General features: G+C 29.1%; 13 protein-coding genes. 1 reads left to right on the top strand and 12 read right to left on the bottom strand.

From position 1 onward, the window contains the following. Positions 1-3 precede the first annotated feature (3 nt). Complete coding sequence (locus bhDAH_RS04165) at positions 4-1425, bottom strand: sodium:solute symporter family transporter (RefSeq protein WP_012422560.1); 1422 nt, start codon at positions 1423-1425, stop codon at positions 4-6. After that, a complete protein-coding gene (locus bhDAH_RS04160) occupies positions 1418-1552 on the bottom strand; it encodes a hypothetical protein (protein ID WP_233417554.1) in 135 nt (44 codons plus the stop codon). The genes bhDAH_RS04165 and bhDAH_RS04160 overlap by 8 nt, the downstream gene beginning before the upstream one ends. Before the next feature lie 118 nt (positions 1553-1670). Here bhDAH_RS04160 and coaBC point away from each other — a divergent pair, with 118 nt between their 5' ends. Beyond that, positions 1671-2846 carry a bifunctional phosphopantothenoylcysteine decarboxylase/phosphopantothenate--cysteine ligase CoaBC gene (gene coaBC / locus bhDAH_RS04155; RefSeq protein WP_043924502.1) on the top strand — a complete coding sequence of 392 codons (1176 nt, stop codon included), beginning with the start codon at positions 1671-1673 and terminating at the stop codon, positions 2844-2846. On the opposite strand, the gene bhDAH_RS04150 is transcribed toward coaBC, so the two are convergent. The 10 genes from bhDAH_RS04150 to rbfA all read right to left on the bottom strand — a co-directional run bounded on the left by bhDAH_RS04150 (position 2840) and on the right by rbfA (position 14707). Continuing rightward, complete coding sequence (locus bhDAH_RS04150; RefSeq protein WP_012422558.1) at positions 2840-4264, bottom strand: HEAT repeat domain-containing protein; 1425 nt, start codon at positions 4262-4264, stop codon at positions 2840-2842. The two genes, coaBC and bhDAH_RS04150, sit on opposite strands and share 7 nt — an antisense overlap. Then, on the bottom strand, positions 4261-5784 hold the full coding sequence (gene murJ / locus bhDAH_RS04145) for a murein biosynthesis integral membrane protein MurJ (protein ID WP_043924535.1): 1524 nt from the start codon (positions 5782-5784) through the stop codon (positions 4261-4263). The genes bhDAH_RS04150 and murJ overlap by 4 nt, the downstream gene beginning before the upstream one ends. Then, positions 5777-6904, bottom strand: a complete 1128-nt coding sequence (gene tgt, locus bhDAH_RS04140) for a tRNA guanosine(34) transglycosylase Tgt (RefSeq protein WP_012422556.1) — start codon at positions 6902-6904, stop codon at positions 5777-5779. Before tgt ends, murJ begins: the two co-directional genes overlap by 8 nt. 18 nt (positions 6905-6922) lie before the next feature. After that, the gene (locus bhDAH_RS04135; protein WP_012422555.1) at positions 6923-7990 is read right to left on the bottom strand and encodes an LptF/LptG family permease; all 1068 of its coding nucleotides are present in this window, start codon (positions 7988-7990) and stop codon (positions 6923-6925) included. Beyond that, the gene (locus bhDAH_RS04130; RefSeq protein ID WP_012422554.1) at positions 7987-9276 is read right to left on the bottom strand and encodes an LptF/LptG family permease; all 1290 of its coding nucleotides are present in this window, start codon (positions 9274-9276) and stop codon (positions 7987-7989) included. Before bhDAH_RS04130 ends, bhDAH_RS04135 begins: the two co-directional genes overlap by 4 nt. Beyond that, positions 9251-10750, bottom strand: a complete 1500-nt coding sequence (locus bhDAH_RS04125) for a hypothetical protein (protein ID WP_012422553.1) — start codon at positions 10748-10750, stop codon at positions 9251-9253. Before bhDAH_RS04125 ends, bhDAH_RS04130 begins: the two co-directional genes overlap by 26 nt. An 8-nt stretch (positions 10751-10758) precedes the next feature. Next, positions 10759-12912: a polyribonucleotide nucleotidyltransferase gene (gene pnp, locus bhDAH_RS04120; RefSeq protein ID WP_043924534.1), complete on the bottom strand. Its 2154-nt coding sequence runs from the start codon at positions 12910-12912 to the stop codon at positions 10759-10761. Positions 12913-12925: 13 nt separating this feature from the next. Further along, positions 12926-13192 carry a 30S ribosomal protein S15 gene (rpsO, locus tag bhDAH_RS04115; RefSeq protein WP_012422551.1) on the bottom strand — a complete coding sequence of 89 codons (267 nt, stop codon included), beginning with the start codon at positions 13190-13192 and terminating at the stop codon, positions 12926-12928. Positions 13193-13492: 300 nt separating this feature from the next. Continuing rightward, complete coding sequence (truB, locus tag bhDAH_RS04110; protein WP_012422550.1) at positions 13493-14338, bottom strand: tRNA pseudouridine(55) synthase TruB; 846 nt, start codon at positions 14336-14338, stop codon at positions 13493-13495. Positions 14339-14347: 9 nt separating this feature from the next. Then, positions 14348-14707, bottom strand: coding sequence for a 30S ribosome-binding factor RbfA (gene rbfA / locus bhDAH_RS04105; protein WP_012422549.1), 360 nt, complete (start codon positions 14705-14707; stop codon positions 14348-14350). Positions 14708-14719 lie beyond the last annotated feature (12 nt).

Here is a 14719-nt window from a genome sequence, read left to right as displayed (position 1 = left end):
CAACTAAATTTTACTACATCTTTGACAAAAAAGATTAACTATCAAAAATGAAGATATAGATATAAAAAGTGAAGGAACAATAGGATGAAAATAATAACTACTTACTTCACCATAAAAAATTATGATCAAATAACTTAAAAGTCCCAAAAACTGAGAAATAAAAGCTGATATTTTACTTACAAAATTAAAATAAAGCCCAAAAACAATAATAGAAAAGAATGAAACTTCCAAGGCCCCAATTGCAAAAATATTTAAAAAAAACAAAAAATCAGGTGGATTTAAAGATAAAAAAACGATTATTGACATAAAACAAACATTAGAAATAATAGTAATTCTATTAATTCCAATCTTACCAACAAGACTCTTATTTAAAGACATTATTGCTTTTACCCAAATAGAAGACAGCAATAGAAGACCTGAATCTATTGTAGACATTATCGCTGATAAGAGTCCTACAAAAAATAATATAAATATTTTAGGATTTAATACCTCTAATGCTACATTTAAAATAAATTTATCATTTGGTTCAAATTTGGAAAAAATAACAAGGGAAAAAAAACCTATTAAATGCATAATAACAACTAAAAACCCTATTACAAAAGTAACAATGGGAAGAGAAAATCTCATAGATTTCACATCTTTAAATGCTATAAAATTATTAACAAATTGTGGCAGCCCCAATACTCCAATTCCTATTAATATCCAAAAAGAAATTATATATCCAATTTTCAAATCTAAGTTTGATGGCAAAAATAAATCATCTTTAAGATTCAACCGAGCCATATTAAAGAGATTACTAATTCCACCTCCCAAATCAACTAGTCTTGAAAATAATAGTACAGACGCTACGATCATCAAAATGCCTTGAATGAAATCCATATATGCTATCATCTTAAACCCACCCAAACAAACATATAAAAAAACAAATAGAGAGAAAAAAATAAGAGCATCAGTATAACCGATTTGAAAAAAAACTTCTAAAAGTTTAGCACCTCCCATAAGCTGAGCTGAGATTAAAAACAAAGAAAAAAAAATGATTATAAAACTACTAACTAGAACTAAAGAGCGACTGAGATATCTATATCCAATATAATCAATAATATTAATTGCATTAATTTTTTTTGCTTCCAAATTTAATTTCTCACCAACAATGACAAATGAAATTAAACTTGTAGGAATTTGAATAACTGCTAAGAATATGAAAGATAATCCATATCTATAAACAGCTGAAGGCCCTGAAATAAAACTACTAGCACTAATATAGCTAGAAGCAACTACTAATGCCATTACGACAAAATTTAGACCCTGATTTGCAAGAAAATAATTATGTAAAAATAACGATCTCGCCCTTTTTTTTCTAGCAAAAAAACCAAAAGCGCAATATAAAATCAAAAAGATAAAAAATACAAAAAATCCTCTAGTCATTTTTAAAAAAAATCACAAAAATACATACTAATAACAAACTGAAAATAGAGAAAAAGATACATGATAAAAAAAACCAAAGAGGAATATTAAAAATAGTAATAGAAAAGTAAGATAAACAAGCTGACAAAAGCCACCAAATAAATAGAAATAAATATATTATACTTGCAAAAAATACTTTATTTATCAATTAAAACCCTTTTAAAAAAATTAAATACAATTATATAATAATATTGTATAAAATTAACATGAAAAAACACAAAAATATATTGATCGGAATATGCGGAGGAATTGCGGCCTACAAGTCAGCCTGTATTGTCTCAAGTCTAATAAAGATGGGATATAACGTCAAAGTTATAATGACAGAAAATGCCACTAAATTCATTACTCCTCTAACACTAGAGACTGTCTCTAAAAACAGAGTGATTAAAAGTCTGTGGAACACAACACATGAGGAAGTAGAACACATAAACCTAGCAAGATGGGCAAATTTAATATTAATTATTCCAGCAACATACAATATCATTTCCAAGATTGCATCAGGGATTGCTGATGATGCTCTAAGTACAATCATATCTGCAAGTACAGCTCCAACTTATTTCGCAATAGCAATGAATAACATAATGTATCAAAACCCCATTTTAAAAGAAAACATTGAAAAATTAAAAAAATATAATTATAAATTTATTGAACCTGATGAAGGATTTCTGGCATGTTCTTTAAATGCCATTGGACGACTTAAGAATGAAAATGATATTTTAAAAATAATATTAAACGCATTAGCACCAAAATTACCCTTAAAAAACAAAAAGATACTAATAACCGCTTCTAGAACTGAAGAAGCATTAGATCCAATTCGTTACTTATCAAATAAATCAACAGGACAAATGGGTTTCAATTTAGGGATTGAGGCACAAAACCTTGGAGCTGATGTTACAATAATTACAGGCCCCAGCAATGAAAAAAAACCCTATGGAATAAACATTATTAAAATAAAAACAGCAGCAGAAATGTACAAAGAAGCAATAAGCATATACCAAGAATTCGATATAATAATTGGTGCTGCTGCTGTTGCAGACTTTAGACCCGACAAGACTTATAAAACTAAAATTAAAAAAAATACAATGGAAGAGCTTCATATTAAGTTCATCAAAAATCCAGACATAATAAAACATATAGGTAAAAATAAAACTAAAAACCAAGTTGTTATTGGATTTTGTGCTCAAAAAGATGAAATCTTAATAGAAAAAGCCAAAGAAAAACTAAAGACAAAAAATTTAGACTATATTATTGCAAATGACTTAAAATATTTGGGCTCAAGCTTAAACAAAATTTACATAATAAATAAAGACAGCGTTAAAGAACTCCCTGAAATGTCAAAAAAAGAAACGGCAACAGAGATTTTGAAAATTTTATATCAATAATTTGTCAAAAGTTTCCTTAAATACCCTGAACTAGTTGTTCTTTTGATCTCTTTAAGTTTGCCCGAGAGTGATGGGGATTTATTATAAACAGCTCCCCTAATTGCAAGATTCATTAAATCAACATTTTTACTCTCAATAATCCTAGAATAAAAATCATCAAAATTACCCTTCCTAACTGAAAGAAGCATAGAAATATTTGTAAGCAACTTTGAAGGTTTATTAATATTTTCCTTTTCTAAGAGATTTAAAGCAATCAAACGTGCAGAATTTACATCTTTATCTAAAAGATAACTAAATATAGTAAGTTTAAAGTTATTTTCAATACTAGAATCAAGCATTATGTTTTGTATCTCTTCATATCCAGACCCCATATCTACTAAAGCCTTACCAGATGATTCCCTGACCTTTAAGGAAGGATCGCTTTTTAACTTATAAATTAATACCTCTTTTGAAGCAATATCATTATGCTCTTTAATAGCCTCAATAGCACCAATCCTAATGCTAGCATCAGAATCTCTTAAAAAATCATGCAAAATCTCTTTTGATTTTAGAGATATATCCTTTGAGAGTGCCCTTACAATGGCAATCTTAATATTATAATTGTTATTATTATTCTGAAGATATAAATTGGCATTCTCTGTTATTTTCTCAGGCATAAGATATGATAATGCTCTAATAGCTGAAGCCTTAATTGATGGATTTTCATAACTATCAACAGAAATTTCATAAAATCTATCTACATAATCAACAGCATTAGATTTGCCAAGAGCAATAAGTATCGCCGACTTAGCTCCATCATTAGCAGAATATTTATCATAAACATCCATCATATCTTTTGAATATTCAGGAGAAGAAAGCTCACCAAGATAATAAGCAGCAGTAGCTACGATATTCCCTTCCTTATTTTCAAGAATACCAATAAGAGTTTTTTTTAAAGCATCCTTTTCACCAAATTCCTTAAGATATGAAATTGCTAAATTAATCAAATTGTTAGGATATCTATTACTCTCATAACTATCTAGAATATAATTAGCAGCATCAACACCACCTGCATATTTAAGTGATAAAAACAACTCAAGAATTGCTCGTTTAAGATCAATATTAAAAGTTTTCTGCAATCTCTTTTCAAGCAAAGCATTGTATTCACCATCACCTGATTTTTTAAGACTGCCAATAATTTCAATAACTTGAGTATCAAGTCCATAAGAAATAACATCATTTACCTGCTTCACATCTAAGTTAACACTTTTAAACTCAGACTCACTAGTAACATCCCTCTCAACATTATTTTCCTTCATATCCTTATCAGTACTAGTCTCAGACTCCTGGGTCGTAACTAAAGATTTAGTTGATAATGTTAACTCCTTAATAGCAAAAAGATCAAGCACAATACAAAATAAAAGAATAAACTCTCTCATGCAATCTCCCTACTAATAAACTTAAAAATCTTACTAACACCAAGCAAATAATAACATAATATTAAAATAATAATATTAATTATACCTGCAACACTTAACAAGTAAAAATTATTTAAACTAAATCCTACATCCCATTTAAAATTATTAAAGAAAGTATAAAATAAATATAAAGGAATAAGGGAAATAAATGCCTTAATAAGAGCTATTGAGGATCTAAGAAGTTCAAGCTTAATTCCACACTTAAATCCAACAAAATAAAAGATAACCACACATAAAGCAAAAGAAATTGATTGTGCAATAGGCAAAACGTTTACAATTTTATAAAACTTAATACCCAAAACTGAAATCACGATATCAACGGCAGCAAAAAGAAGATTAAAGTAAAGCGGAATTTTTGAATTACGTATTGAAAAATAATATTTTTGAAACAGTCCAAAAATTGAAGAAAATAATAATCCAATCAAAAAATATTGCAGTACGCTAACGGTTTTTTGAGTATCATAAACAGAAAATTTACCGCCTGTAAGCAATAAATTTAGAATAGGATCAGCCCAAATATACATTAAAAATGACATTGGAACTAAAAGAAAAATCAAAATATCAATTCCCTGATTCAAAATCAAATCTAATCCTTTCTTATTGCCCAAAGAAGCATATTCAGCCATCTTAGGAAAAATAACTGTTGCAATTGAAACATAAAATATTCCAACAGGAAGCTGATAATAAACAATTGCATTACTTAAAACAGAAACACTGCCAATATCCAGGGTTGATGCTAAAGCAAATGAAATTTGCTGAGTAGCAATTGCCGCTAAAGCTGATAAAATCATATTTGCCCATCTCTTTAAAAATCTTAAAAATGAAGGATCATTGAAGTTAAACATTGGTCTATATGTAAGACCAATATAAATACAATTTATCATCTGAATTAAAAACTGCAAAATTCCACCAACAATTACTCCAATAACAGCACTATATATTCCATATTGTCTATAGAATAAATATATGCTTAATATAATACTAGAAGAGAGCATAACAGGAGAAAAAGATGGAATAAAAAAAACCTTATAAGAATTTAGCACCGATGCAAATATCGATGCTAAGCTTATAAGTAACACGTAGAGTATTAAGTAGTTAAATATATAACTAGCCAACTCCAAATTATTACCTCTATAAGAAGATACAAAATACATAATTTGCTTAGAAAAAAGAATCATAATGCAAATAACAAGACTAATACTTATAACATTAAAAGTAATAACTCGTCTTAAAAAATTAAGAGCATGTGTATTAGATTTCTTCATCTCATGCGCAAATTCAGGCATAAAAGCTGAAGTCATTGCACCTTCTGAAAGAATCTTTCTTAAATTATTCGGAATATTAAAAACATAATTAAAAATATCTGCTTCAAGATTTGCGCCAAAATAGTAAGAAAATACCTTTATCTTAATAAAACCCATAATACGTGAAAAAAAGATCGAAACCATAACAATAATTGTTGAAATAATATCTCTATTCATTAAAATTGCCTTCATCATACTTGCTTAAATAAAGCTTTCTAAATTGTGTAAAATCATCATTCATAATTGCATTTCGAGCCTTTTGAATAAGTCTAAACATATAATGAATGTTATGCTCACTAGCTAACATAACTCCAAGGGTTTCTCCTGATTTGATTAAATGTCTTAAATATCCTCTTGAATACCTTGTACATAAAGTGCAAGAACAATCTTGCTCAATAGGAGAAGTATCAACATTAAACCCGGCCCTCTTAATGCGCAATATTCCATTATCAGTTAAAAGTGAACCATGTCTAGCAATTCTTGTAGGATTAACACAATCAAAGATATCAATACCATAATATATTGCATCCAATATATAGTGCGGCGTACCAATTCCCATTACGTACTTTGGCTTATCTTTAGGTATTAATGAAGAATTATATTCAAGAATTTCTAAATATTTATCTCTTGGTTCTCCAACAGAAATTCCACCAATTGCAATACCAGGACTATTTAATTCTAAAATTGCTTCAGTACTTCTTTTCCTCAAATCTTTAAAAAAATTACCTTGCGTTATTAAGAATAAAAAACCATCATATCCTTCTTTTCTATTCTCATAAGCACGCAATGTACGACGAGCCCAAGAGGTTGTAATATTTGCATATAAACTCGCCTCACTGTAATCAATACCATAAGAACTACAAATATCAAGTGCCATAATAATATCACTTTCAAAAATTTCTTGCATCTTAAATACACTCTCAGGTGTAAAATAGTGCCTAGAGCCATCAATATGAGACTTAAAATCTACTCCCTCAGTTTCAATCTTTCTAAAATTAGACAAAGAGAATACTTGAAATCCCCCAGAATCTGTTAAAAAATTTTTATTCCAAGTTGTAAAATTATGCAAACTTCCATATTCTTTTATTACATCAATGCCAGGTCTTAAATAAAGATGATAAGTATTTGCAAGCATCAAATTACATCCCAATTTCTCAAGCACATCATGCTTTAAAGCTTTCATTACGCCCAAGGTACCAACTGGCATGAAACATGGAGTTGTTACCTTCCCATGAGGCAGTTCAAGCACACCAATTCGTGCATTAGAATTCTTATCATTTTTAATAATATTAAACATAAAATTCCCAAAAACCTACTACTTACATACAAGATTATAAACGACAAAATTAATAATAATAAATAAAATAGTTGGCAATGAACTTGCAACAAATATGGGCAAATATCCAAGATCTGCTAAAAAACTAAAAACCATAATTGAAATAACATACACAACTGCAAATGCAATACTATTTAACAAACTCCATATAAAAATATTTTTTTTCAAAGCAAAACTTACAAAACCCACAGTAAAACTAAGAAGTATTAATCTAAATGAAAAAAATATTCTGCTGAAAAAATCAAATAAAGCTTCAGAAGAATCCAAATTTTCTCTTCTAAGGGCACCAATCCAGCTAATAAGCTTTGAAAAATTCAACGTTTTTGAAGAAAGCATAATGATTTTAATATATTCAGGCTCTAAATTAACAATCCCCCCACCATCAAGAACCTCATGAAATTTCTCTATCACATCTCGTTCTACCTTAGAAAATTCTCTTACACCATAAAGCCGCCACCTGGAATTGGTCCATTCAGCCTTACTTATATCATACCTTTTTTTAAAATTATCATTTTGATCTTTTAAAATAATCATCAAGTTAGCAATAATATCATTCTCGATATCATAATGCCTAATATTATAAATTTCTCTTGCAAAATCTTTAATGATTATATTCCTATCATTTGCACCTTTACTGCCAATACTATTTTTAAGAAAAGCATCCCTTTTAGTAACAGTATCTATAACCAAATAATTGTCAAAAAAAAAGAGTAATACTGAAATAAAAACACTAAGCATAATTATCGATCTTAATATTCTAGAAATAGAAATACCACAACTAAAGAGTCCTATTATTTCATTTCTCATAGAAAGATTGCCAATAAGATTAGAAACGGCAAAAAGAAAAGACAAAGCTAAACCATCTGAAAAACATTTCGGCAAATAAAGATAATAAATATAAATGATATCACTAATACTAAGATTATGATCAAGATAAGTAAAAAGATTTGTAAATAAATCAAAAAGCACAATTAAAATCACAAAGAGAAAATTCATAAACAAAAAAGTTAATGATATATTATTTACAAAAAGCTTATCTACTTTCATTTTTTTAAAAGTCTCAAAAAAAGTATTAAACCTGCAAAAATTAAAGCCACATTTGGCAAAACAGTAACAAGAAAAGGATTTGGGGCATACTGAACAGTATAAACTTTTCCACCAATAAACATTACCCAATAGAAAACACAAATAAGAATTGAAATCACAAGTTCAAGAATAATAGAATATTTTTTATTTGAGTACATACCCATACCGAAAGCTAAAAAGATGAAAAATAAAACAGACAATGGTAAACTTATTTTTTGATAAAATTCCAAATAAAAAAGAGCATAACTTCTCTTAGCAAGTAGATCCTCATAAGGACTATAATTTAAACTTAAATTATACATATAATTTAAGTTTTCAAGAAAATAATTCTCATCTACAATGCTATTTGTAGCATACAAATAATTTAAATAAGTATTTGAAAAATTTAAATGCAAAAGATCTTCTTCTAAATCATTTCTCATATCTAACTCTTTAACTAGCTTATCTTGCTTAACAATAAGTTTAATAACATCTCTCATACTCATCTGAGATGGTGTTACATTACTTAACAGCCAACTATCACTAAATGTGACTTGATCAATTGAATATTTCATTCGATCAGCATAAAAATAGTCATAAAATCCACTCTCATCTTCTGTTAAAGCAATTGATAAAACATCGTTCAAAATAAAATATACCTGATAATTTTCTTTCTGAATATTAAGTTCCCTTGCCATAAATATTCTGTCATAGCCTTTAAGTCTAGTATTATCAAAAAAAGTAACATTTCTATATCCTGTATCAGATTTCTCTCCTGATACAAATATTAAATCTCCATACTGTTTGCTTGAATAGGGTTTTAATATCAAATGAGGTATTTCTTCTTTGATTTCATTAAAAATTTTTAACCTACCAATAGAACCAAGTGGCAGCAAAAAATCATTTAAAATAAACGCAATTAATGCAATAACCACACCTAATTTAAAAAATGGAACTAACAAATCAAAAATAGATATTCCAATTGATCTAAAAGCCAATATTTCATTATTAAGTTTAAACCTATAAATGGTAAGTATTACTGAGAGTAAAGCTGCAAAGGGAGGAGAAAGGGCAATTACCATAGGAAGCGAATATATAACAAAAATAAAAGCCTTGAAAAAAGGAACATAGTTTTGAAGAAGTATTCTCATAAAAAAAAGTATTTGGTTTATGAAAAAAACAAAGAAAAAAAATAAAAAAGTAATTAAGAAATACTTACAAAATTCAGTAATTATGTAAGATTCATAATTGTTTCTTAATACTCTCATTTACAAAAACCAAACCATTATTTAAAGTTCCAAGTATAACATAATCATCAAAATTTAAAATTTTAACTAAATTTAAACTAATAAGCCCATCACCAGGACCTAGATAATCCCAACTAGCGTTTACTGTATCGTAAATTAATAAACCATGCTCAAAAGTTGCAAATAATAACTTATTATCCCTAATCTCCATATCAAGAAAATACCCAATGCTAGGATCATTGTTAACGTCACATTTTACATATGTATGATTATCTAAATTTAACTTAAAAAGACCACCTCCATAAGTTCCAACGTAATAACCACCATCATGCTTCTTTATAAAATTAATATTGCTCTCACTCTCTACCTTGCTAAAAAAATTCAAATGTTTAACGTTGTTAAAATCAGCTAGATCAATGCTATAAATAGATTTATCCATTGTTCCTATCAATAATAAATTTTTTTGTTCATCTAAATACAGTGATGAGATCCTATTAGAACCAACTTTAATATAAGTCCACTCACCTACATCAGAATAAAACCATAGTCCAGAATCTAGAGTACCAACAAAAATTCCATCTTTAGCGCCCAGCAAAACTTGTATACTATTTAAGTTAACCTTTAAAGGTATTTTAACTTGCTTGATAGAACCTTCCAAATCATCAATATAATAAAGAGCATTAGAGCCACCAACGTATATAACTCCTTTATGCTCTGCAAATCCTTTAAGTCCATTTAAAACAATACTTTTCTTGTCTTTAATATAAACTTTATATTCATTGCTCTTAACATCATATCTTAAGAGACCACCAAATATATTTGAAATAAAAATATTACTCCCTGAAATAAACATATCAAAAATACTATTATCTAAAAATCCTAAAGCTTCTAAATTTAAATAATTTATTCCAAATTTATCATTCAAAAAATTATAAATTCCTCGATCATAGTCTGCATTAAGAGAAGTTTTATCAATATCCCTTAATGCAGAGATTGCACCTATTCTATCCTTAACAAAATATTTAAGTTCAGCAGCCCTAAGACTAGCATGAGAATATTTATAATATTTTAAAAAATTATCAAAATTATATTCAGAGAGATCATAAACACCCATATTATAATTTACATAACCAAAAAACAAATTGGCTTTAGCTAGTAATTCTTTACCATAACTTTTCTCATCACTTACTATTTTATTTAAATAGTAAGTGGTCATGCCAAAATTTTTTTGGGCATAACTTTCCCTAGCACTCTTAAAATAAAAATTATCCTCTTTTAAAAAGGCATCACTTAAGAAAAAAGATTCATCATCTTTAAGTCCTAATAAACGACTTCTCTCATTAACATCTAATTCATCAACATTTGAATTTTGAACATCATCGACAACAATAGATAAATTAGTATCTCTACTAGTCAGACATGAGAAAAAGAAAAATAAGCTCATAAAAACAAGCTTATTTTTAAAAATATTATTTATATAATTTACAAATTTCATAACACTTATTAATCTCTAACTAATTCAAGCTCAATCTTGCCAAACTTATCGATATCAGATATTTTGACCTTCACAATTTGGCCCTCCTCTAATCTTGGAGGATTCATACCAAATGTATTCCTATTATCCCTACCATATCTAGAATGCCGGCCACTGCCATATCTAGAATGCCTCATATCACCATATCTATCATCCCTCGATCTTGCTCGGTTGCTTAAAAAGCCTTCCTTAATAGGAGTAAGTTCAATGAAAGCTCCAAAACTGTTAATCTTTTTAACGATCCCGTCATAAATCTCACCAATTTTAGGTTCTCTTACAATACTCTCTATCTTTGCCTTAGCTTTTTGCATCTTTAAGCTATCAGTTCCAAAAAGGGTAATCCTACCATCTTGCTCAATTTGCACCCTAACCTCAAACTCATCCGTAATTGCCTTAACTGTCTTGCCAGTAGAGCCAATAACAAGAGAAATTTTATCAATATCAATTTGCAACTGAACAATCTTAGGTGCATTAACAGATATATCGTCTCTTGATCTTGAAATTACAGAATCCATAATAGATAGAATATGCATTCTTCCAATTCGTGCCTGTTCAAGAGCATCCTTCATCAATTGCTTTGTAACATTTGAAATCTTAATGTCCATTTGAAAGCCAGTAATCCCATTCTTAGTTCCTGCAACCTTAAAATCCATATCACCTAAATGATCTTCTTCTCCAAGAATATCGCTCAAGACAACATATTTATCGCCATCACTAATTAATCCCATAGCTATTCCTGCAACCTGCTCCTTAACAGGAACCCCAGCAGCCATTAAAGACATACTCCCAGAACATACTGTAGCCATTGATGATGAGCCATTTGATTCTAATATCTCAGATACCACTCTAATAGTATATGGAAAATCATCTTTCTTAGGTAACATGGCCTCCAAAGACCTTTGAGCTAAATGCCCATGCCCAACCTCACGCCTGCCAGTCATCAATCTACCTGTCTCGCCAACAGAAAACGGAGGGAAATTATAATGAAGCATAAAATTAAGACGCTTATCACCATCAATATCATCCATTATTTGCTCATCAATACTTGTGCCTAAAGTCGTTACGGCTAATGCCTGGGTTTCACCTCTTGTAAAAAGAGAAGAACCATGGGTTCTCTTTAAAAGATCAACTTCAGCAACAATATCTCTTATCTGTGTAGAAGTACGCCCATCGGTTCTAAGATTATTCTCAAGGATTGATTTTCTAACAATTTCTCTCTCAAAATCATCAAAAGCTTTATAAAAAAGGAATTCATTATCTTCATTGACCTGACTTATAGAAGAAAAATGTTCATAAGCTTTCTGCTTAACTAATTTTATAGCCTTATCTCTATTAAGTTTGCCCTTAACAAAACAAGCATCCTTAAGTTCAGAGTAAATTAAATTTTTAAGTTCATCCTTAAATTCAAATACTCCTTCTTCATAAGCAAGTGGTAATTTCTCTCTCTCACCTATTATAGATACAAATTCTTTCTGAAGATTACAAATTTGTTTAATGTATTCATAAGCTTTATCTATAGCAGAAAGCAATACTTCCTCGCTAACCTCATTAGCACCACCTTCAACCATTGTAATACCATCCAAACTTCCTGCAACAACAATATCTAGAATAGAATCTTGTATCTCATCAAAAGAAGGATTTACTATAAACTCATTATTTAAATAAGCCAGCCTAACAGCTGCAATTGGACCATTAAACGGAATATCCGATAAAAAAACGGCTGCAAAAGCAGCATTCATCCCAACAATATCAGGGGGATTCATCTGATCTGTAGACAAAGTTGTTGGAACAACTTGAATTTCTCTACCAAACCTCTTATCAAAAAGCGGCCTCATAGGTCTATCTATTAATCTAGAAACAAGTACTTCCTTATCTTTTGGTTTACCCTCTCTTTTAATAAACCCACCAGGAATTTTTCCAGCAGCATAATACTTCTCATTATATTCAACAGATAAAGGGACAAAATCTAAATTTTCCCGAACTGAATCTGAACAACAGACCGTAGCAAGAACAGTAGAACCACCATAAGTAGCAAGAACCGCTCCATTTGCTTGCTTAGCCAATAATCCTGTTTCCAAAATTAAATCTTCCCTTCCAACTTTCAATCTTAAAATTTTTCTCAAAATTAACCCCTTATTACTTTCTAAGTCCAAGTTTAGCTATTAAGGTTCTGTAAGCTTCCAAATTTTTTTTCTGATAATATCTTAACAAACTCCTTCTCTGACCAACCAACTTTAACAAACCTCTCTTAGAGCTATGATCTTTTTTATTGCTCTTTAAATGCTCTGTTAAATACCTTATTCTATCTGTAATTAACGCTATTTGCACTTCAACTGACCCTGTATCATTTGGATTCTTTCCAAACTCTGTAATTATTTTTTGTTTTTGTTCTTTACTAATCATAAAAATGACTCCTATACCATCATAGCAAAGCCTAAAATAGACCTTCTTGCTATAATTAAAATCTTCACAGTAAATTATAATATTTTTTTATTCAAATAACAAAAACAAACCAAAGACTTTTTATCAAAGTTGCATAAACTATCAATCAAATCAATTATTGATCGTGCTTTTAACATACTAAGCCCTTTCTTATAAAAAAATTTCTATCTTACTATTACTTGTAAAAGGGCACCGCGATAAAGACTAATAATCTTGCTCTTAAAATATTTATACTACTAATTAGTTTTCAGAAATTAAATATCAAAAAATAATAATATACTTATATTTATTCAAGCCAATGCCACAAATTATTGCTAATATCTCTTCATTGTAAGATTTTAAAATCTTAAACTCACCAACATTAATAACAACATTGATATAAGCACCATTCCGAATAAGCTTAATCATACTATTATCAACATAAATTTTTTCAAAAAGCCCCAAAGATTCTAAACTCATTAAAGAATTGCTATTGAAATCTTCACAAAAACAAGCATTATCTAATCTAAAATCTCCAATCTTAATTCTCTCAAGGCTCTTAACATAAGCAAATGACCCCAAAGACAATGCCAAATCTCTTGCTATACTTCTAACATAAGTTCCCTTAGAGCATTTTATTTGTAATTTCAAAATACGAGAATCAACATTATAATTTAAGATCTGAATATCATATATATTGACTTTTCTAGGCTGAAGCTCAAAATACTCCCCACTTAAAGCTAACTTATAAGCTCTTTTTCCTTTAACATGCACTGAAGAAAACTTGGGTGGAATTTGATAAATCTCACCTATAAAAGACCTAATCCCAAGACTTAATTCTTCCAAATTTGGAATATAATCTGTCCTATTTGCTATTCTACCGTTAGGATCAAGGGTATCAGTTTCAATTCCAAACTCAAACTCTGATATATATTCTTTATCTAAAGATGTAATGTAATTTGAAAGTTTGGTGTATTTGCCAACTAAAACAACCAAAAGACCACTTGCAAACTTATCAAGAGTACCCGTATGTCCAACTCGACTTGTAGAAAAATACCTCTTTAAAGGAAAAAGGGTATCACAAGAAGTTATTCCAATTCTCTTATTTAATAAAATAATCCCATTCACTAAATTTTACTATTCGTCACTAAAACTTAAATTTTCAATTATCTTATTAACATAAAAAGCCTTAGAAATAGTATCATCTCTTAAAAAACTTAATTTTGGAGTATTTCTAACTCTAATACGTTTAACAATCTCTCCTTGAATGAATCCCTTAGCATTATTTAATGCCTTAACAGCATTATCAAGAGATGCGCCCTCTTTAATAGAGCCAATAAATACTTTGGCATTTATTAAATCGTTTGAAATCTCAACTCTCACAACAGTTAAGAACTCATGAACTCTAGGATCTTTAATGCCTTTCGTCAATATTAAATTACCAATCTCTTGAACTAACAAACTCTCAAGTTTCGATTTTCTTATCTCTTTTTCCATACATAAAATAAT

The organism is Borrelia hermsii DAH (assembly GCF_023035675.1).
Taxonomy (GTDB): domain Bacteria; phylum Spirochaetota; class Spirochaetia; order Borreliales; family Borreliaceae; genus Borrelia; species Borrelia hermsii.
This window is presented reverse-complemented; position numbering and strand designations above follow the sequence as displayed.